This is a genomic window from Sphingomonas panacis, assembly GCF_001717955.1.
Classification (GTDB): domain Bacteria; phylum Pseudomonadota; class Alphaproteobacteria; order Sphingomonadales; family Sphingomonadaceae; genus Sphingomonas; species Sphingomonas panacis.
In genome coordinates this window covers 4,139,768-4,158,664 of sequence record NZ_CP014168.1, presented here as the reverse complement: position 1 = coordinate 4,158,664, position 18,897 = coordinate 4,139,768, and the positions used below count along the sequence as shown (strand labels likewise).

Annotated in this window: 18 protein-coding genes; 3 read left to right on the top strand and 15 right to left on the bottom strand. The window is 63.6% G+C overall.

The window, feature by feature from the left end; genetic code table 11:
• Positions 1 to 172: 172 nt before the first annotated feature.
• From J0A91_RS19030 to J0A91_RS19020, 3 genes are all read left to right on the top strand, one after another.
• Positions 173 to 463 carry a type II toxin-antitoxin system TacA family antitoxin gene (locus tag J0A91_RS19030; RefSeq protein ID WP_069206216.1) on the top strand — a complete coding sequence of 97 codons (291 nt, stop codon included), beginning with the start codon at positions 173 to 175 and terminating at the stop codon, positions 461 to 463.
• Between the two features lie 4 nt (positions 464 to 467).
• A complete protein-coding gene (locus J0A91_RS19025; RefSeq protein ID WP_069206215.1) occupies positions 468 to 971 on the top strand; it encodes a GNAT family N-acetyltransferase in 504 nt (167 codons plus the stop codon).
• Positions 972 to 1,139: 168 nt separating this feature from the next.
• Positions 1,140 to 1,589, top strand: coding sequence for a hypothetical protein (locus J0A91_RS19020; protein ID WP_069206214.1), 450 nt, complete (start codon positions 1,140 to 1,142; stop codon positions 1,587 to 1,589).
• Here the strand turns inward: J0A91_RS19020 and J0A91_RS19015 are convergent.
• From J0A91_RS19015 to J0A91_RS18945, 15 genes are all read right to left on the bottom strand, one after another.
• On the bottom strand, positions 1,586 to 5,356 hold the full coding sequence (locus J0A91_RS19015; RefSeq protein ID WP_069206213.1) for a conjugal transfer protein TraG N-terminal domain-containing protein: 3,771 nt from the start codon (positions 5,354 to 5,356) through the stop codon (positions 1,586 to 1,588). The genes J0A91_RS19020 and J0A91_RS19015 overlap by 4 nt on opposite strands.
• Before the next feature lie 14 nt (positions 5,357 to 5,370).
• On the bottom strand, positions 5,371 to 6,789 hold the full coding sequence (locus tag J0A91_RS19010) for a conjugal transfer protein TraH (protein ID WP_069206212.1): 1,419 nt from the start codon (positions 6,787 to 6,789) through the stop codon (positions 5,371 to 5,373).
• 46 nt (positions 6,790 to 6,835) lie between these two features.
• The gene (locus J0A91_RS19005; protein ID WP_069206211.1) at positions 6,836 to 7,420 is read right to left on the bottom strand and encodes a hypothetical protein; all 585 of its coding nucleotides are present in this window, start codon (positions 7,418 to 7,420) and stop codon (positions 6,836 to 6,838) included.
• Entirely contained in the window at positions 7,417 to 8,304 is an 888-nt protein-coding gene (locus tag J0A91_RS19000; protein WP_069206210.1) for a conjugal transfer protein TraF, read from the bottom strand. The genes J0A91_RS19005 and J0A91_RS19000 overlap by 4 nt, the downstream gene beginning before the upstream one ends.
• Entirely contained in the window at positions 8,301 to 8,897 is a 597-nt protein-coding gene (locus J0A91_RS18995) for a S26 family signal peptidase (protein WP_069206209.1), read from the bottom strand. The genes J0A91_RS19000 and J0A91_RS18995 overlap by 4 nt, the downstream gene beginning before the upstream one ends.
• Positions 8,869 to 9,750, bottom strand: coding sequence for a TrbC family F-type conjugative pilus assembly protein (locus J0A91_RS18990; RefSeq protein WP_069206208.1), 882 nt, complete (start codon positions 9,748 to 9,750; stop codon positions 8,869 to 8,871). The genes J0A91_RS18995 and J0A91_RS18990 overlap by 29 nt, the downstream gene beginning before the upstream one ends.
• Positions 9,722 to 10,828: a conjugal transfer protein TraN gene (gene traN, locus J0A91_RS18985; protein WP_069206207.1), complete on the bottom strand. Its 1,107-nt coding sequence runs from the start codon at positions 10,826 to 10,828 to the stop codon at positions 9,722 to 9,724. The genes J0A91_RS18990 and traN overlap by 29 nt, the downstream gene beginning before the upstream one ends.
• The gene (locus tag J0A91_RS18980) at positions 10,828 to 12,762 is read right to left on the bottom strand and encodes a hypothetical protein (protein WP_069206206.1); all 1,935 of its coding nucleotides are present in this window, start codon (positions 12,760 to 12,762) and stop codon (positions 10,828 to 10,830) included. The genes traN and J0A91_RS18980 overlap by 1 nt, the downstream gene beginning before the upstream one ends.
• 339 nt (positions 12,763 to 13,101) lie before the next feature.
• On the bottom strand, positions 13,102 to 14,118 hold the full coding sequence (locus tag J0A91_RS18975; RefSeq protein WP_069206205.1) for a TraU family protein: 1,017 nt from the start codon (positions 14,116 to 14,118) through the stop codon (positions 13,102 to 13,104).
• A complete protein-coding gene (locus J0A91_RS18970) occupies positions 14,115 to 14,777 on the bottom strand; it encodes a conjugal transfer protein TraW (protein ID WP_240502084.1) in 663 nt (220 codons plus the stop codon). Before J0A91_RS18970 ends, J0A91_RS18975 begins: the two co-directional genes overlap by 4 nt.
• Positions 14,767 to 15,015, bottom strand: coding sequence for a hypothetical protein (locus J0A91_RS18965; RefSeq protein WP_240502083.1), 249 nt, complete (start codon positions 15,013 to 15,015; stop codon positions 14,767 to 14,769). The genes J0A91_RS18970 and J0A91_RS18965 overlap by 11 nt, the downstream gene beginning before the upstream one ends.
• The gene (locus tag J0A91_RS18960; protein WP_150126975.1) at positions 15,000 to 15,392 is read right to left on the bottom strand and encodes a hypothetical protein; all 393 of its coding nucleotides are present in this window, start codon (positions 15,390 to 15,392) and stop codon (positions 15,000 to 15,002) included. The genes J0A91_RS18965 and J0A91_RS18960 overlap by 16 nt, the downstream gene beginning before the upstream one ends.
• Positions 15,389 to 15,718 carry a hypothetical protein gene (locus tag J0A91_RS18955; protein WP_069206203.1) on the bottom strand — a complete coding sequence of 110 codons (330 nt, stop codon included), beginning with the start codon at positions 15,716 to 15,718 and terminating at the stop codon, positions 15,389 to 15,391. The genes J0A91_RS18960 and J0A91_RS18955 overlap by 4 nt, the downstream gene beginning before the upstream one ends.
• Positions 15,718 to 18,258, bottom strand: coding sequence for a TraC family protein (locus J0A91_RS18950; protein ID WP_069206202.1), 2,541 nt, complete (start codon positions 18,256 to 18,258; stop codon positions 15,718 to 15,720). The genes J0A91_RS18955 and J0A91_RS18950 overlap by 1 nt, the downstream gene beginning before the upstream one ends.
• On the bottom strand, positions 18,255 to 18,890 hold the full coding sequence (locus J0A91_RS18945) for a TraV family lipoprotein (RefSeq protein WP_069206201.1): 636 nt from the start codon (positions 18,888 to 18,890) through the stop codon (positions 18,255 to 18,257). Before J0A91_RS18945 ends, J0A91_RS18950 begins: the two co-directional genes overlap by 4 nt.
• Positions 18,891 to 18,897: the final 7 nt, after the last annotated feature.

Here is an 18,897-nt window from a genome sequence, read left to right as displayed (position 1 = left end):
TAGATTCACGCCGCCCTCCCGTAGGCGGGACCTCGTGCATGAGGCAGTCGGAGATCGTCAGGAACAGGCCGGAAAAATTTGCGACTTACACCTCGCCGCCCCATTCATGCCCGACAATGTCGTGACAAAGCGGATGCGGTCTGCTATGGAGGTTGAAACTGGAGATTGAACGATGGCAGTAGCAACAGTCCGATCTGAAAAGCTGGACCTGCGGTTGACCGCAGACGCGAAACGGACACTCAGCGCCGCCGCGAAAGCAACCCACCGGTCGGTGAGCGAGTTTGTTCTCGAGAGCGCGCTGGCGCGCGCGCAGGAGGCGTTGCCCGATCGGCAGCATTTCGGGCTGGATGCGGAACGCTGGCAGCTCTTCCTGGAGGCGATGGACGCTCCATCGCGACCGATCCCGCGCGTGAAGCGCCTGTTTGAGACGCCGAGCGTATTCGAGGCAGAGCAGACTCGATAGCTTCATGGCGTTTCTGATTGAGAAGTTGCGCCGCGATCATAAGGTCGATGCTTTCGATTGCGGCAAAGAGCCTCTGAATAGATTTCTGATCCGGTTTGCATATCAGGCGCAGCTTTCTGGTAGCTCGCAAACCTACATCGCTTTTTCGAGCGAGGAGATCATTGGATATTATACGCTGGTGTTCGGCGACGTCAGCTTCGAGGACGCGCCGGAGCGTTTGCGTAAGGGCCTCGCGCGTCATCCCATACCCCTGATGGTGCTGGCCAGGCTGGCCGTATCGGCGACCTGGGCGGGCAAAGGGATCGGCTCCGGTCTGCTCAAGGACGCGATGACCCGCACGCTGGCGGCCGCTGATATCGCGGGCCTTCGAGCCCTTGCGGTTCACGCCAAGGATGAGGAGGCGCAGTCGTTTTACCGACATTTCGACTTCATCGAATCCCCGAGTGACCCGATGCACTTTTTCCTTCTCTTGAAGGACTTGCGCTCCGTCGTGAGCACAGCGCCTTGATATCGTGCGAACTCCATAAGATTGAGGACATGGACTGCAGAAGCTCGCAAAGCGGGAACAAAATCAACGGGTTCAAATCTGCTTGGGGGCAATTTCTGCCACATGCCGGATCACGAACGATGGAATATCGAAAAGATTTCTGCTATAGTCGTTTGCGAGGAATTCCCGATGAGTACCGCACTCGATACGCGAGAAATCGCCTCCGCAACGCCACGGCTGAGAGTAGCCGATTGGCTGTGGCGTCCATGGTATGCGAAGCTCTGGTGGACCACGATCCTGATCTATTGGCTGGGCATGGCGACGTCGTCCACGCTTCCTGTGTTGGCGGATTTCTATTCCAGCGCTCTGGCGGGATTTCTCAACGTGCTGTTTTTCCCGATGACGGCGCTTATGGTGCTGGGGGTGGGCTATGTGCAGACTTGGCTGGAAGGCTTTTCCTCTGCAGCGGGCGGTAGTCCTTTCCCGGCTCAAGGTACGGCGATGGTGTCCAAGTTGGAGGAACAACACGCTCGGGCGTTCGAGGAACTCAACGCGATCACCGACATCAATGACCCGCGATCTGGCAGTCTCTGGATCGGAAATCCGTTGAGTTTTCAGTATCCGAACCGGCGCCTCTAGCGTTTCTTAAAGCTGCTATCTCCGTCGATCGGGCTTCCAACGACGTCTGTAGAAAAGCTCCCACGTTCCAATATGGAATGCTGCTCAATCGACGTAAGCGGACCTGTAATATCAAACGTCGCTCGATCCGAGTCCGCTTGCTCTAGATAACGATTTCGCATTCCATTTTGGCCCAAGATCCGTTCTGACAGTTCGCGTGATAAGGTTGCCTCTGGGTTGCTGGAACGAGCAGCGGCTCGCTCAGACGCGGCAATCACCTCTCGGACGTCGTAATTTACTATGTCCAGCGTCGATTGAGCAGTTTCATTTGCCGTTCCCATGTCCGAACTGGAGAAGCCGAGCTGCGCACCAAGCCGCCCGGATGACGAACTGACTTTCTGCGGCGACTGGCTGCGGCCAGCCGATGGATTACTCTGAGGCGCCGCTCCGCGTCCTCCGATCGCTTCCGAGTCCGAGATACCAACTGCACCACCAATCTCCGCCCCAACCTTCGTCCCCATGCTGACTTGGTCCTGGGCGGACCGGGCAATGCCACGTTGCCAGCCGGTCTGGGCAACTATGGCTGAGACATCGCGTGTGAGCGTGTCAGCTACCTGTGGTTTGAGGCGCCAATTGCCGTGCCGATCCATCTCGAACCCGCCCTTGAGCCAGTTCTGCATCATGGCCTGGCCCTGTTCGCCACCGCCGAGGAAATGCTCGACGGTATCTGGCCCGGCCTGTTTGCCTGCCTCGAACCGGGTGCTGGTGTCGCTGCGTGCGGATTGCTGAAAACCTACCGAGCTTGAGACCAGCACGTCGTTATGCGCGAAGCTGAACCGGGCTCGTCCTCCGTTTGCGATCGCGCCGAGCTGGCTTTCGTTGATGAGCCCACCCCGCCAGAGCTGCGCAGCGGTGTCCGGCGTGAGATTGAGACTGAGATCGCCGTTCTGATCCATCGCGATCTGGCGCTTCGACATTTTGACGCCGTGTTCTCCGAGCAATTGCTGCATGCGGGTGAGGCGCTCATTATCGACGATCCGGGTCAGCCGATCGTTGCGGGCGCGGTCCGCAATCCCTTCCGCGCCTCCCTCGGCCATATCGACCTGATTGCCTGCGCCCTGGCTGAGGGTTCTGATGAAGCTGTCGAGTTGGGCTGCCTGGCGCACCGACATGCCTGCAGCTCCAGCGCCCTTGGCAAAGCCCGCATTTTCGGCTTGACGGCGTTGCTCCCCGATCCTCGCGGACGAACGGGTGCCATCATGGCCGACCTCGCGCTGCGCATCGAGCTTGCCCGCGCGCTCGGCAACGTCATATCCGGCTGCCTCACGCGTACGGCCATAAACGCTCGTTCCCTCGCGGGCGGTTTCCGCTGTGGCTCCATCGGCCGTGCCCAATTGAACGGAGGCGTTATAGGTCTCGAGCGCATGCATCACCTGAGCCTCGTTCCGACCCGTAGCGCGGGAGAGTTGCGTGATGGCGGAGGAGCGCGCCTCGCCGGAGAGAGCGTTGATGAAGGCGATGCGGCGTGAGGTCTCCTGGACCGACAAGCCGAGCATAGATGCCGCGTTGCGCTGGCCATCGTTGCTGCCGGTGCGGTGAGCCTGCTCGGTCGCCACATTCCCTCGTTCGATCCGGGCTACGTTGTCGCCAGCGAAATCCCGCCTGCCTTCCATCGCGCCGACCTGGATCTGAGCTCCGGTAAGATCATTCCGAAGCATCGCTTCCTGCTCGAAGCTATTGGCGATGAGCTTGGCGAAGGTCGGGTCGGCCGACGCCTGCGCGACGACTCCGGACGCCTTGAGTTCAGCATCCTGGCGCGAGTAGCCCGCCCGCTCGAAATGACGCGACGCGCCCTGCATCATCATGTCGTAGGCGCGCGTATCGCCGAAGGCCTTCCACTGCACCATGTTCTGAAAGAAGGCGGCGAACGCTCGCTCGCCTGTCTGGCCTCCGCCAAAATAGGTTGTACCAAGTGTCCGCAGCGCGTCCTTTTCCGCAAAATTGTGGATCGCCGCGGTTGTGGCGTTGGCGCGGACCGCGCGCACCGTTGCGGGATCGCTGAGATCGCGGCCATTGAGTGCCGGCGATATCCCGCCCAATTCCCTAGCGGCGTCGAGACCACCCAGCCCGAAGGCCGCCGTACCCGACGCACCGCCGCCATGTTCGCCCATCACCGCGCCCGCGGCGCCAAAGCTCCTGTTGGCGGAGAAGGTAGAGCGCTCGCCAAAATCTCCGAAGCTGGAGGATGCGTTCCGCCGGGCCATGGTGCCTGTCGCGGAGGCCTGGGTCTCAAGCGCGGAGGCATAGCCCTCGCGCGTCGCCATCGGTGCGGCGGCCATGGTGCCTTGGCCCTGCGCCTGCAGAGCGCCGCTGGTGAATGCCGTGAACACATTGCCGGAGAAGCGGAAGACCGTAAACACGAACGCGCCTGCGAGCCCGGCCGCAGCGGTCCGGAAGCTGCCGAAGATGGCCAGGGCCTTCATTGCGGACGAGGGCGCGAGCATCCACGCATTTGCGCCGACGTGATTCGACCGCATATCGGAAAGCACATCCATCGCTCGGCCAAGCGTCAACTGATAGATACCGGCATCGATCACGCCCCAGAGCGCCACGAACACGAACAGGCCCAGCGCGAAATTCGCCACACGCAGGTTGATCGGCGTCAGGATGAACAGCAGCGCGATCGGGACCATGAACAGCATGATGCCGAAAACGACTGCGCGGATCGTCGGCATCCACTCATTTGCGACCGACATGGTCGCAAGGCCGTTCGAAATCATGGCACGGTTGGCCATCACCCGCGCAGCTGTTGCTGGGCTGTCCTCAAACAGAACGTCGCCGACGCTATTGCCCAGCAAGACATCGGTCATGAACGCCTGAAGCGAAAGTGGCGTACCCATCATCATCTGCCCCATCTCGCCCAGGCGGGAACGACAGCGTGCGAGTTGCGCGGCGTTGCTTACGTCATAACCGGTGCGCTGGCAGACCTGCGTCGCATAGTCATCAAACAGCGTCGGGTCGCTGAGGCGGGACTGGATATGATCCCAGGCCTCGGTGCAACTGACCGTCGTGCCGCCTTTGTCCGCTGCCGTGTACACCGTGGAAAACGTAGCCGGGCCAGCCATCGCCGCGAACGCTGCCGGCAGATCCGTCGTCGTGCGGAACAGCTGATCATCGTCGACGCCATAGGCAGGCGAAACGCGGGCCACGGGATAGCATTGCCGCACATAGTCCTTGATCGTGGCGTCGAGGAATGTGTCCGTCATCGGGCCGCGCGGGCTGACCGCGTTCAGGAAGAGATCGAAGCTATGGCCGCCCGCGCCGAACTCGAGCTTGGCATTGGGATCGAGCGTATTGTCGTCGATCGTCTCGGCGAGCGATCGCTCCATGAGATTGGTGACCCCGGCGATCAGCACGAGCAGGTTAGGAACGTCGCCGACAGGCTGATAGGCGTTCCGGACACGGTCGTAGACATGAACCGTGCCGGTGGTCGAGACGAGGCCAACGAACAGTCCTATCCCGATCAGCATCTGGAAGCCGAAAGCGACCAGGCCCAAGCCCTGGCCGCGAACGCTTGCGATGATGGCGCCGAGCGCGATCCCGACCACGGCGACGATCAGCACCAGCGTCTCGTAGCGGGCGTCAGCGAAGATCATCGAGACCAGGCGGAAGGCGTCCACCGTCTCCTGGAAGCCGTCATAGGTGTGGAAGCTCGTGTCGATCGCCAGCGCGGGCGTAGCGAAGAGCGAAAGGAGGATGGCTGTGGCTGCATGGCGAAGGCGGCGCATGGGGGCTTTCCTGCTTAGCGGTTGCGGTTGGCAGCGGCGCCAGCGGCATCGCGTGCATCGCGATCGCGCTGGCGGAGCAATCCAGCGTAATTCGCGGACAGATTGGCGGCGCCCAGTGCTGCCACATAGGCCTGCCGCATCTGCGCACGCTGGCGCAGGACCTCCTCCCGCAAGTCGCGAAGCTGTTCGATGCCCTTTGTCAGGATACGGGTCTGGCAGACATTGGCGTTGCCGGCGTCCGCTGCACCGGCCGTGTTGGCGCCGCGCTCTGCGTTGTTGACCGCAAAATCGATCGACCGCGTCAGGTCGTTGAGCATCTGATAGGCGAGGGTGAGCGCAACCAGCTCGTCCGTGTCCGCGATCACCGAGTCCGGCACACCTTGCCGGACGCCCCATTCCAGAATCCGGTAGACCGGCAGCGTCCGGACATTGGCGACGAATTGACGCTCATCGGCGGAAAGCGCCGAGCGCGTGCGGATTTTCGTCGCGATCGATTGCATCCGGTCGCGCGCAAGCTCCAGCGCGCCCTTGCCTGTGTCGGGCGTGCAGTCCGCCCCGCTGGGCGGGATGTTCAGCGCACGGCGCTGAACCTTCCCGGTCAGGAAATCGTCCGGAGATTCGGTGTCCTGATGAGGGCAGGCGGGGATCGCCGAAAAGATCGGAACCTTGTCCGTTGTGTCCCAGCGCATATACACGTCGCCAACGCGGGCCCGCATGACACTGGCCCAGTCGCCCGCACCCACGCGCGTCGCGGCGTGGGAGAGAAGAGAGCCGCTCTTGAAGATGTCGGTGACTTCGGCGGGGCAGTTGGCGAGAGCCTCTTTCAGATCCTCGGTGGGATTATTCTGATTCGCCTGGATTTTCTCACGCGAGTTCTGGTAGCTCTTCGCGAAGCCTTCCTTGACCGATTTGTAGCCGGTCATCTCCTCGATGATCCCGCTCATATTGTCGTCGCCCTTGGCGATCTGGACCATCCGATTGGCAAGGCGACAGTCGTTGACCTGGATGGAATTAAGGAAATTGGTCGCCGCCTCCATCTTCGAGATTATATTTCCCATCTTCTCGTCAAGAGTCTCGAGAAGATATTGAAAAGCCACGGCCGGTGCGGCCTGGAGGATCGATTCCAGCTTCTGCACGAGATAGTCCGGGTCGAGGAAGGACATGCCGCCGAGGAACATATCGATCCCACCGCAGCCCGCCTTCACCTTGGGCAGCGTAAGGCTCATCAGATAGTCGTTGTGGACATCGACGCGGCCTGACATCCCACCTGCGGTCACATAGCCCCGGGTCTGATCCTGGAAGCTGCCCGGGCTCGTATAGGTCACATTGTCGAACCAGCTCTCCGCCCAACTCTGCGCCGCAGCGGGCGCGGGAGTGCAGGCGAGGAGAAGGGGCCAGACGGTCAGAGTCAGGCGGGCACGCAGGGAAGCCATGGCGGGAGTCCTTCGAGGAAGTGGACAAGGAGCTGGCCCGCCATGCTCAGTTCCTTGGCCGTGCGGAGGGTGGGGGCGTGGCGGAACCCACGATCCCGGTGAACTTCGACATGCCGCGCACTCCAACCGCCGGCCTGACCCCCGTCAGCATCTTGGCGGCGAGATAGAGATTGCGCGCAAGATTGGGCGCCTGGTCCGTTCCGATCGCGATGGGCACGATACGGTTAGCGTCGGCGAGGGGCCGGACCCAGCCCACAGGATGGCCAACCCAGGGAAGGCCAAGCCTGCCCGAGCGCACCATCGCTTCCTGAGAGCCGATCGTTCGGACCTGCCAGCCATAGCTTCGCCCGAGGGCGCCGAGCTTGCCCCAAAGGTCAGCACAGGGCAGACAGCCCGGAGCGGTGCTCATCTCGATCACGAAAGCCGGTGCCGGGCCTTTCAGCGTGTCCGCAAAATCGGGAGGCCATTCGTGCGTGACGGGTACCCGCGCAAGCCAGGCACGCATGTCAGCCTCCGTCGCGACGGGATGAATCGCGGCACGCATCGCCTGTTCGCGGGACACTGTCTGTGCTGAGGCGGACGCGGGCGGCAGGAGGAGGACAGCCAGTGCGGCCGCAAGAGGGAGCTTCATGGCCGAGGCTCCACGCTGGCGCCGACCAGATCGCCCCCCAGCGCGCGGGGATCGGTCGCCGAAACCGGACCATTGGCGAGCGCATCGAAGAAGCCGTCCTCCTCGCCAGCACCCGTCATGAACTGTTCGGGCCGGATATCACCGGCCAGCAGCCTGACCGCCTGGTAGGCCATCTGGATGAGATTGGGATACGCCTCGACACCGCTGGCGATCACCATGCGCTGCTGGCTGCCACGGCGGATGATCATGGTCGTGGGCGTTATCTCGACGCCAAACCGCTGAGCCAGCTCAGGCCGGCGGTCGATGTCCATAAGCGTCACCTGCCAGCCCATCTCCTCCTGGAATCTTTGAACGATCGGCCATTGGACGCGGCAGTATCCGCAGGTCGAACGCGAGAACATGACGAGCGCGAATTCCTGGGCATGGCCCCTGAGGTACTGGCGGCGGACGTCGTTCTTGTAAGCGGAGAGCTGATCGCGCGCGTCGCCCACCATCGGATTTGCTGACTTTGCGTTTAGCTCCGGATGCTGGAGCATCGCGATCTGCGTGACGCCGGCGAAGGCGCGCGCCTTGCGCCGTGCGAAATCCTGCAAGCGCCAGAAATCCGAGACGGCATCGACGGTGAGAACGGTCGCGGCATAGTCGCGCTGCTGCTCGATCAGTTTCCTGATCTTCGGCGGCGTCCAGGTCGCCAGTTCCGCCATCGGAGGGATCGCCGGCTTGACAAGGGCTTCGGGATCTTCCGCTTTCTCCACAGGCTTGGGCGGTGCCTGATACCACCAATAGCCGGTCCTCGCCTCGCGTTCTGCGCGCGCGGTCTGCGCGGCCGCAGCCGAGGCTGCAAGCAGAAGAGACAGCCCCAGAGCGAACCGGCCGCCGTTCACAGCACCTGCTCCACACGCCGGAGGCGTCCGGTCTCGACCGGCCCATAATAACGGCTGTCGAACCCGCTTGGATGGCTGGACCCGACATAGATCATGCCGGCGGGTATGGTCCCGTAGGCCGGCAGCCAGTGGTCAAGTTTCATCCCGTTATGGCCGACCGGCTTGCTCACGCCCAGGAGCCGCCCGTTGCAATAGTACCAGCCATCCCAGGTCCCGGCTGTCATCGAGGGCTTCTCGATCATGTCGATCCGGTCGCCGGGGAAGCATAGCGCATATTTGGTGACCATGACCGGCTTGGGTCCGGCGAGCGGATGCGAAAGGCTGAACGACACGAGATCGCCCCGAGCAATCGGGCCAGGCGCGTTGCGCACGAGGCTGGCGTCGATCGAGGGGCTCATCACCAACGTCACCTGAGGGATTGCCCACAGGGTCAGAAGGCCTACTGGCAAGACGATGCCATAAGCCTTCCACAATTGTGCCGGGCGAAGCGGCTGGCCCAGGCCTGAGCTGCCGAGTGCCACCGCCGCCTTCAACGGCAGGAGCTTCAGCTCCGACCAGGAGGCTTTAGCAGCAGCGAAGGCGAGACTGAGCATCGCGAACCTCCTGCTTGCCGCCGAGGCGGGAATATTCCTCCAGAAGTCCGGAGAGGGCGGCGTCGCCATAAATGACGTGCGTCGCGCGCGGACTTTCTTCGTCCCGCTCACAATAGGACTGGGCGGGATCACCCGGCACCATTGCAAGGGCCGGTACACGCACGACGGCGTGCTGACGGAAGATGAGCGGATCGACGATGAGCTGGACGTCGCGCATGGCGCAGGCAGGACCCTGGCAGCCCGGATCAAGGCGGAGGATCTCGGCTGACAGTTTCGCCATCGGGCCGACCTTGGTCAGCCCACCCGGCATTCCGCGAAAAGCGATGACGCCGTGCGCCTTCTCAAGCTGCGCAGCATAGGTGCGAAGCGTCGTCACCGGCATCGACGATGAGACAAACAATACCGGCACCCAGCCCTTGCTGGCCGGCGGCGCGGCGATGCCGGCGACCGCCTTCATGTCGGGCGGTTCCAGCCCAAGGGCCTGGCCGAGCCGCCTTGCCATCGCTTCGCGCTCGGCGACCATTGCGTCCTTACCCTTCTCGAGCGCAGCACGAGCGCGTGCGCCCATTGCCGGCGAGGGCGCGCGTTTGCGTAACCCGTCGAACGCGCGGCGCCTGGTCTCTTCCGGTAGCGCCGGGAGCGCGGCCGGTCCGGTTGCCGGCGCTGCCTGCTTTTGCCGAGCGACGGCACCGCGCAGCCGCTCCATGGCGGCGTCGCCTTCATCGGCCGCCCGATCGCGCGCATTGCCCGCGGAACGGCTGTCCTGCGCTAGCGCAGACGTGGAGAGGAGCATCAACAAGGCGAGCTCGAGCACGCGACGCGCGCTAGCGCCCGATGACCTGCATGTAGGCATCGATCTTACCCTTCATATCGATCTGAATGTCGGCCTGGGCCTTGGCCTCGATCTCGGAATAATATTCGGAGAGGTCCATCTTGCTGAAATCGAGGGACTGAAACTCTTCCGGCGTGAAGCCACGGCAATAGGGTTGCTTGGCGGTGCCCCAGCCGATGCCGTTGAAGCTCTTGAGTTGCGGCCGGCCCTGTTCCTGGATGATACGGCCGAGCTTTGTGTTGAAGCAACAATGCCCCGTGGACTTCTGGATGCAGATGCCGAGGATCTTCGAGGAGCAATAGGTGCCGATTTCGTGGCACATGCCCGACCCGCGCAGCATGCCCACTTCCATGTCCTGCTGGTCGCAGCCCGAAAGCAGGAAATCCATCATGAAGTTGATCGCGAGGCTGATCGCGATCGAGGTCGGATCGATACCCACGATGATGGCATTGGCGCCGGCACTGGCCGCCTGGCTGGCGGTCGCCCCGGCCTTGAACGCCGCATAGGCGGCCTTCATGCCAGTGAACACGCCCTTGGCGACGGCGATCTTGGTGCCGATCGACGAGATCGAGCCACCCATGCCGTCCTTGACGATCTTGCCCTTGTCCTTGCAGCAGTTCTGGAATGTCGTCTTGAGGCCAGCGGGCCGGCAGCGAGCCGCACGTCCCGAGAAAATCTCGATCGAACCAAGGCAATTGCCATCGGCATCGACCGCTCCATCCGCAGGTGTTCCGGGATCGTCGATGACCGGCTCATCGACGATCGGCGTCACGGACGTATCGACGCAGGCGTTGGGGGAACAGGTCGGTGCGCCGCCACTGGCCGGTTCGGCGCAGCCATGGTCCGGTCCAAGCGGGCACGTATAAGTATCAGGCGCCGTGAGCGTGCAAGCGACAGCCTGGATCGGGCACTGCCAACCCCCGTCGGCCGTCAGATTGCAGCTCGCCGTCTCGCCAGGATCGTCCGCGTCGCCGTTGCCGTTCAGATCGGCGGCGCATAGCTGCTGCGCGCTCGCGGGCGCGGGTGCCACGGCGGCCAGGACGAACGTGGCGAGTGCGACAATGGCGAGCGGGGAAGGGAGGAGGGGCACGAAGCGCATCACCGGGCCTCCGAGGTGCAGATGAGATCGGCACCGCCCAAGCGAACGGTCTGCATCATCACCACGGCTTCGGGAAAATCATCAAGACACCCACAAGCCGACACCACTTCCTCGCCGGGGCCGGTCGGGCAAACATTGTCGGTCGAACAGGCGTGGTAGAAGGTGTCCCATCCGGTCGGACTGTTCTGCTTCGCGCCGACGACACCATCCACCGCCGCTTCCGTGTTCGCCTTGGGAGCGCGGGTCTTGCAGATTGCCTCGCACGCCGGCACCGATCCACGGTCGGGAAGGGCAAAGGGCTGCGACGAGGTCGAATAGCTCCCGTCACCCGTTTTCACGCGGTCGGCCAGAAGCGTTTCGGTCGAATGGTCGATGATATAGGCGCCGCGACTCAGGTCGGGCTCCGGCAGGGTGCCGGTGTCGATCGAGCACCGATAGCTGCGTTCGCGCAGGAAATAGTCGCGCGCAATAGTAAGCGAGCACGCGCCGCGTTCAAAGAGTCGCGTCTGGCGTATGGGCGTGAGGCCGGTGCCTACGCCATTGCGGAACGTGACGACGCCATCGACCGTCTCATTGTCGAGGCGACATTTCGCGTCCCCTGCATAGCCCGAGCAGAGGTCGATCAGACGTTCGGATGTTTCGCAGGTCGTGTCGACCGTCGCCTGGACCATGGCGAATGCGTTCCCCTCGTCGCCGACGGCGACGCGAAGCCAGATTTCGTGATCCCCCGCGGTAAGCCACGGCTTCAAATCGACATTGGGATAGGCGTAAAAAGTGCCGTTCTTCTCGCATTTCCCCGGAGGCAAGCCCATGCCTGTCCAGTTCTGGGGTCCTGAACCAATCTGTTGGCCATCGATGCGCACCTGTGCCCAGTCATCGGCGGCAAACGAAGTGAGCCGGACATCCCTAAGTCGCGCAGGATCCGCCACGTGCAGTGTCATCCGAAAATCGAAAATGCCGCATTTGCCGCCCTTTAGGCTCCTGCCGCTTGGCGATCCCATCATGAACGCGACCGTCTGGGGATCGTAAGCATAGGTTCCATACCCACCCGAAGCCCGCTCGATCACGTCCTCGATCTTGACCTCGTTCAGCGTCACTTCGCGTGCGATCGTGCAGGCCCGCACCGTCTCGGCTTTGCCGACGCCGGCCGGCGAGGCGACCAGCGCCTGGAAGATGCTGTTGGACGCCGCGGCGCTGGCGGCGTCGCCCTGGATTGCGGCGGGATTGGCGCGATAGGCGGTCTGGCCGATCGAAGGGCTAGCGGCGCACGCGGTCGTCTGCGCGCCGACATATCGAATGACCAGACCGTCAATCACGGCCTGGGCGATACCGATGCGAGGGTCCGCGGTCGTCAGCGCTCCGATCACGCCGCCGCCCAGGTCCTTCAGGACCGAAGCCATGTTGCCCCACACCAGATTGGTGCCGCAGCTGTTGTTGACGCAATAGCAGCCGGCAAGCTGCGTAAGATCGACTTCCGTGAGCTTGAGGTCGCCGGATGGCGCCACGTCCCATTTGAAGCTGTGGCACCCGTTCCAGCTGCCGGGCTGGCAGGAGATCACACCGTTGGCGCAGATCCCCGAGACCGACATCGGCAGGTTCAGCGTCTGGTCGACGCTTCCATCCAGATCCTTGTCTCGCGATACCCGGAGGGTTCCGATGTCGCCGGTCGAAACAGGCTGCGCGAGCAGTTCGAGAACCGTCGCCGTCTTCTGGCAGGCGATGTTGGGGTTGAAAGTCCGGCTGTTGTCGATCGTTGCGATGGGCTGCCCCGCCAGACCCGGCGTTACGTAATTCTGCTGCAGGGCGTCGCTGTCTCCCGTCTTCGCCCGTGCCGCCTCGGCTGCCGCGCGGGCACGGTCCTCCACGGTCTGAGCCGCTGCCGGTATCGACGCGAGAAGCGCGATTGCGGCAAGGAGTAGCCATGCCGGCTTCATGGGATGTCTCGCCTGCCGATGTGCGTCCGCGATCCGCGGCGCAGGCGGAAGATTGCGCCTGGCGACGGCGCCCCGGCGGTCGAGGCCAGTGTCCGGAACACGGCCTGTCCCTCGAAGGTGGTCAGCACGGCCGTTGCCCGGACAAGCGCGGCGGGGGGAGCCGCATCCATCGAGGCTGGACCGGCCGTGCTGACCGGGGTTGGGGCAGCGCCGCATGGGGCTGGCAGCGCTGCCCCCCGCTCGCACAGATCCGGGCAGCCTTGCAGGCTGTGGCGGGCAGGCTGCGGCCGGCCCTCGGCATGTGCGGAACGGTCCGGGGATACCGGTGCCGCGCCGCATTCAAGGCGTGGATATACCGGCACAACAAATGACCTTTTCGAAAAGCATGAACTGCGCGTTGTCCTTGCCGGGCGCATGTTTGCCCGAGGACCAGAGCGCGCCGGGACGACCGATGTTGACGCATTTCCCGCCCTTTACGGGCTCCATGATCTGGAGTTTGTAGCGGGACTTGGTCCAGATCGGCTGCGGCTTGAACGAGCAGCCGTCGGACGAGGATATGGTGAGCGCGCCAAGGCGGCCCATCATGAACGTGGAGCGTGCGGCAAGGCCCGCCCAGGCCTCGACGCTGTCGTCGAAGTGGATGTCGCCGGCGACGGGATAGGTCGCGCCCCAGCTGCCCATGCACCAGAACAGGGGGTCGATGACCTTCCCCGCGGCGGCCGCGGCGCTATCCGCCATGCAGGCGAGGCCAGCGGCGGGATTTCCGAAAAGTATGCCTTCGGGCTGGATGATCGCACCCAGCGTCCCCGACTGCCAGGTCGGCAGCACCTCCGTGATCATCGCGACGTCGAAGCCGTCGTCCTCGATGCACGGCAGGTCGGTGAACATGTCGAGCATCTTCCAGACCGGCGAGATGTAATAGTGCGCCTGGGCGAACATCTTGCGCGTGTTGGTCCCGTCCGAGATGGACGACTGACTGCCCTGGAGCTTGCCGCCGGTGGGCAGAAGGTCGACGCCCAGGGCCATCATGCAGCCCGGTTCGGTCACGACGTCGACCATGCGGCTCGGACTCCAGAACGAGACCTTGACACCGAACCAGAATGTGACGCCCTTGCGGCAGGCGCAGAGCGGCTTTGATGCCGACTGAGCATCGAGTCCCTTGTCGAGCTTGTCGAAGCTGCCGACCCGCACGCCCCCGATGGTGATCGGGAAGATGCAGTTCCACCGGACCTTGGTCACGGGATTGAAGATGGTCCCCGTCTCGCATTTGGAGGCGTGGGCGGGGCTGGCCGGCGCCAGCAAGGCCACGAGGACCGCGGCGGCACTGGCGCGCAAGGTGGAGGCAAGTCGGCTCATTGGGGACGCCCTCCCTTTCGATCGATGCGCACTTCGGTCAGCTCGAGCTTCTGCCCGACCTGCCGGACCATCACTGGCGCGACCGTGAGGCCAAGGCGCTCCTTCATCCGCTCTTCGAGGATGAACAGCGGGCGGCCGACCTTCTCGCTGAGCGAAAGGGCATCCTGTCCGGAGGCATCGCCGCCCGTCAGGATGATCCAGTCGGTAAGTGCCGCCGTCCTGGTCGCCCAGCCAAGGTCGCGCGGGTGGACGATGACGAGCCGCTGGGGGAGCGTGACATAGGTGAGCGGATTGAAGGTGAAGCCCTTGGGATAGAGCAGCTTGCCGTCGGGAAGCCGGATTTCGGTATCGAGCGTATAAAAGGGAACGACGCTACGAACCCTGTCCGCGTTTGCCGTGCCGAGCGTGGCGCCCTTGAGCGCGCTCCACCCGGATCGTGGTCCGAACTTCTCGGCCATGTTCGCCGGCTGACGTGCCGCGCGTGCCTCGATCTCGGCCATGGCGTCAGGTTCGACGATCGGCCAGGTCCGGCCGATCGTTGCCGTGTCGGCATGCGCGACCGAAGCGAGCAATATTGCGCCTGCGATGAGGCCGGCGATGAGCGTCGACTGGAATACGACGATGCGCCAGCCCTGCGGGTGGAGGTCGTTATTTGCCACGGATCCGCCTCCGCCAATGGGGGCGATCGTCGCCATTCTCACCGCGAACGGCGCAGATGAAGGCGGCGAGCGCGAGGGCGAAAATCATCGCGACCAGGGCGCGCAGCCCGCCCAGATCCGGCGCCGACCACATGACAAGGGCGGCCTGCACCAGAAGCAGGAGATGCGTGCCGACGAGAAGGCGGATCGCCGCTTGTCCGGGTTGCGAGGAGAAGATGCCTCTCATGTGCGCCGCCATGCGGTGACGACGCCGGCCAGGCGTTCGGCGATACGCGCACCAGCGATGAGGGCGTGGCCGCTCAGCAGAGCGACAAGGCCCACCATCAAACTGCAACGCAAAGGATGCGCGGGCGCGGTCGGCAGCGCGGAGGTCACGCCCGCCCAGGCAGCCGTCAGGACATAGGCTTGCCCGAGCAGGACATTGTGCATGCGACGTCTCAATGCGCCCAGGCTGTCGGCCTGCGCATCCGAAAGTGCGCGCAACGCGGCCAACTCCACGCCCATTTCGTGGCGCGAGCGCACCAGATAGTCGTAGAGGGTCTCGTCGGCCCGGCGTGGCTCCGGGTCACGACGAAGCCGTTCCACGGAATCCTGGGCGAGGGAAACCCTGATCATTTCGCCCTCCGCCACCGGCGATACCGGGATACGAGCAGGCCGGTCGCACCTGACAGCCCGATCAGCAGGATGCCGCTTGCAAAGCAGGCTGCTCCCACGATGAGCGCGCCGCGCAGGACGAGCGCTGTGGGTTGATTGAGGGCAAGACCGGCCGCCAGCACTAGTCCCGACATCATGAACGTCTCGAGGACGATGAGGCGGAATCGCCAGCGCATTGCGTCGTTTTCGGCGCGGATCGCGGCGCGGACCTCGATAATCCGCTCGAGCTCCGCGTCCTTGCCGAGTTCCAGCGTCATCTGATCGGGATGGGGCTTGTGCTTGAACATCACGCCGTCTCCTTGAGATATGCGGGCGGAGGAGCCGCGTTCGGCCCGAGGATCTCCCGGGGGTCGACGCCCGCCAGTTCACAGACCGCCTCGAGCGGGGATCGACCGGCCCGCAGCAGGGCTTCGAAAGCGGCGACCTCCTGGGGCGCGCTGGTGTTGATCCAGTAGCTGAAGGGATCGACGACGAGCCGCGCGATGCCGAGGCCAAGCGGGGAGTCGATGAAGACCTCGGAATAGTTGGGCTTGTTGTTCCGGACCGATTTCAGCAGGTCGAGGACGAAGCCGGAATAATCGAGTATCTTGTTCTCGACCGCCTTGTCATAGGTTGAACCCTGCAATAGGAAGCGGGTCGCGGCATTCTCCAGAATCACCTGCCCGGTCCCACCGAACAGCAGCAGATCGTTCATCGACTGCATGACGATGCCGAACGAACCCTGATATTTGCGCGCGCGGCGATAGCCCTGGCCGAAGGCCTCGGCGAGCCGGCTCAGATCCTGCCCGTCGGTCCGCGTCATGAACTGGGCCGCCTCGTCGCACAGCACAAAGCGGGGCCGATCGCGCGCGGAGAGGTAGAGCTCCTGCGTCACCGCATTGACGACGACCATGACGACCACGTTGAAGAGGTCGGGCATGTTTTTGAGCCGTTCGAGCTCCAGCACGACGAATTCGTCGGATGAGATGTCGAACGTCGACGGCCCGTTGAAATAATGGCCATAGGCTCCCGCACTGCCGAAATCCCGGAGGTTGAAGGCGAGTTCGCGCGCCGCGGGAACGAGATGCTCGACCTTGTCCAGATCACTCGCGGTGTTGGCGGGATAGGCGCCCAGCCATTCGCGAACCGCATCGATGCCTTCTTCGGCGCGGCCAGCATCGATCGTCCATTGGACGGCCGATTTCAACAGGTTCCATTCCGACGTGGAGACGCCCTTACGGGTGGCGGCATTCGCCATCTCCGCGACGATCGCAACGGCCATGCTGATCGCCGACTGGCGATCGTCGCCATCCAAGGCAAAGCCCATGTCGAACGGGTTGAGGACCAGCTTTTCCTCGCCGACATCGATATACCGGCCGGAGCACAAGGCGCAGAGCTTGCGGTAGCTGCCACCGATGTCGATGATGCGAATGAGCGCGCCGCTCGCATAATATTGCTGGCACAGGTTGTTGAGCAGGAAGCTCTTGCCGGCGCCGGACTCGGCGGACACGATGAAATTATAGTTGTTGATGCGCTGGTCGAAGAGGTCGAGCGTGATCAACTGACCTTTGCGCCCCGTGTAGAGCAGCGCCGGACGGCCGCCGCCGCGAAAGTCGGTCTGGATCGGAGCCATCAGCACCGCCGCCTTGACCGGCATCCGGAAATCACGCTCCAGCATCCGGATGGTGCGACTGTCCGGATAGAGCCCGAACGGGAGGCTCATCGGCAGCAACACGGGCAGCAGATAGCTTTCTTCCTGCATCATGAAGGGCAGGGGCTCACTCTCCCAGAGCCGCTTGGCGCGCGCCGCCATTTCCCGCGCCTGGGCCCGGTCGCGCCCGAAGACCCACAGCGTAGGAATGACGCGTACGAAGCGGGAATTGCCCGCCTCATCGAGAACCCAGCCGATCTCTTCGATCTGCTTTCCGACCTCGACGGCGAAGCTGCCCGCCGCCTTTTGCGCGGAGAGGATCTGCGCGCGCTTGTGGATCTCGAACTGAGAATGATCGAAGAGGACGTTCAACGTGTAGAGGAAGGGGCCGCCGATCTGGTCGCTGTCCTCAGCGGACCCGCGCATGCCGCCGGTCAGCCGATTGGCCCGTTCGGCACCGATCCGCCGCGCCAGTGATTTTGGTGTCAGACACCGCGCGACCTGGTTGCCGAGGAAAAGCTCAGGTCCTTCGAACGCCAGGTCGGGACCCGCATTGATGATCTGCTTGCGGACAGGCGGGGCCGGAAATTTGTCGCTTCCGCCTGTGACGAAGCTGCCGGGCGCATCCTCGAAGACGCCGTTGAACACGCGCCGATAGAAGGAGACCATCTTCTCGGGCGGCAGGCGGCGGATACCGAGCTTGGCCAGCTGCTCCTCGATCTGTCGCTTGAGATCGCTCGCCATCGGCACCCGTGTCTTGACCGAGAGCAGCGTGCGAAAGTTACGCACGGGAATGCCGTGAAGGGCATCCAGTCCGTGCCGGCCATCGCGCAGATAATCGCATGTATGCCGGGCCGAGGCCTGGATGAGCGGATCATCGCGGGTCTTGAGTTCGAGATAGGCATCGAGTGCATCATCGATCAGCGGATCGGCAAAGCTGTGGATCTGCAGCACCGTCCCAATATCGAAATGAATGTTAAGCAGCCCGAGCAGCGCCTGCTGGACATGCGCGAACATATAGGCCGTCGGCACCAGCTCCCACGCATAGCCCCAGCCATCGTCAATGGTGAGGAAGGCTTCCTCCTCCTCGACCCAGGCGACAAGCGGCAGATGATCCGAAAAGGAGTCTCGTGCGACACCGCGGCGCAACGCTGCGAAGGAGAGACCGCCGCCGGTTCCTGTTCCCGGCGCCCTCATGGGTGGTCTCCATGACCAGGCTCAGGCGAAGGCGGGGTCGGAGGATCGACCGCATCGGCGGGACGCTCGCGCACCTGGTCGAGGACTGGTGCGCGGGCGGCGGGGGACACCGGCTCGACCAGATAGCCGCCAACTACCCAGACCGGCTTGTCGACGATCGAATAGACGTAGCGCGGCATATACAGGCGATCGGGCCGCTGCCGATCGGCATAGGGGAGGATCAGCGTGCGGACCGTAACCGATGGCTTGAGCATCGGCGTGACAGGCTGGTCGATGAGGCCCTGCAGCTCCCGATAGACGCTGTCGCGATAACCGAGGAAGGGGGAGGGAACGTCGGCCTTTGCGCCGCGACGCGCGGAACCAGCGGGGGCGCCGTCTGCGCCTGCCTGGGCTCGCAGAAGCTTGCGGTCGTTCGTGACCCTTGGATCGGACCGCGAGGCCCGGCCCGCGACCGCGTCGTCATAGGCTTTGTCGGGGTGAATGCACTGGCCGTGATCGCTGTTCTTGCATGAGAACTTCTCGGAATAGGGCGACATCAGCGACCCGACCGTCGCGCAGCCTGACAGGCCGAGCAACAGCAGCGGGGCGAGGGACGCGCGCAGCGCGCGCCGGTAGGAGGCAGGTTCAAGCATGGCAGTT

Bases quoted from the DNA above. Each gene is read 5' to 3' on its own strand.
- J0A91_RS19030 (WP_069206216.1), top strand. From the start codon at position 173: ATGGCAGTAGCAACAGTCCGATCTGAAAAGCTGGACCTGCGGTTGACC.
- J0A91_RS19025 (WP_069206215.1), top strand. From the start codon at position 468: ATGGCGTTTCTGATTGAGAAGTTGCGCCGCGATCATAAGGTCGATGCT.
- J0A91_RS19020 (WP_069206214.1), top strand. From the start codon at position 1,140: ATGAGTACCGCACTCGATACGCGAGAAATCGCCTCCGCAACGCCACGG.
- J0A91_RS19015 (WP_069206213.1), bottom strand. From the start codon at position 5,356: ATGCGCCGCCTTCGCCATGCAGCCACAGCCATCCTCCTTTCGCTCTTC.
- J0A91_RS19010 (WP_069206212.1), bottom strand. From the start codon at position 6,789: ATGGCTTCCCTGCGTGCCCGCCTGACTCTGACCGTCTGGCCCCTTCTC.
- J0A91_RS19005 (WP_069206211.1), bottom strand. From the start codon at position 7,420: ATGAAGCTCCCTCTTGCGGCCGCACTGGCTGTCCTCCTCCTGCCGCCC.
- J0A91_RS18995 (WP_069206209.1), bottom strand. From the start codon at position 8,897: ATGCTCAGTCTCGCCTTCGCTGCTGCTAAAGCCTCCTGGTCGGAGCTG.
- J0A91_RS18990 (WP_069206208.1), bottom strand. From the start codon at position 9,750: ATGCCTACATGCAGGTCATCGGGCGCTAGCGCGCGTCGCGTGCTCGAG.
- traN (WP_069206207.1), bottom strand. From the start codon at position 10,828: ATGCGCTTCGTGCCCCTCCTCCCTTCCCCGCTCGCCATTGTCGCACTC.
- J0A91_RS18980 (WP_069206206.1), bottom strand. From the start codon at position 12,762: ATGAAGCCGGCATGGCTACTCCTTGCCGCAATCGCGCTTCTCGCGTCG.
- J0A91_RS18975 (WP_069206205.1), bottom strand. From the start codon at position 14,118: ATGAGCCGACTTGCCTCCACCTTGCGCGCCAGTGCCGCCGCGGTCCTC.
- J0A91_RS18965 (WP_240502083.1), bottom strand. From the start codon at position 15,015: ATGGCGGCGCACATGAGAGGCATCTTCTCCTCGCAACCCGGACAAGCG.
- J0A91_RS18960 (WP_150126975.1), bottom strand. From the start codon at position 15,392: ATGATCAGGGTTTCCCTCGCCCAGGATTCCGTGGAACGGCTTCGTCGT.
- J0A91_RS18955 (WP_069206203.1), bottom strand. From the start codon at position 15,718: ATGTTCAAGCACAAGCCCCATCCCGATCAGATGACGCTGGAACTCGGC.
- J0A91_RS18950 (WP_069206202.1), bottom strand. From the start codon at position 18,258: ATGAGGGCGCCGGGAACAGGAACCGGCGGCGGTCTCTCCTTCGCAGCG.
- J0A91_RS18945 (WP_069206201.1), bottom strand. From the start codon at position 18,890: ATGCTTGAACCTGCCTCCTACCGGCGCGCGCTGCGCGCGTCCCTCGCC.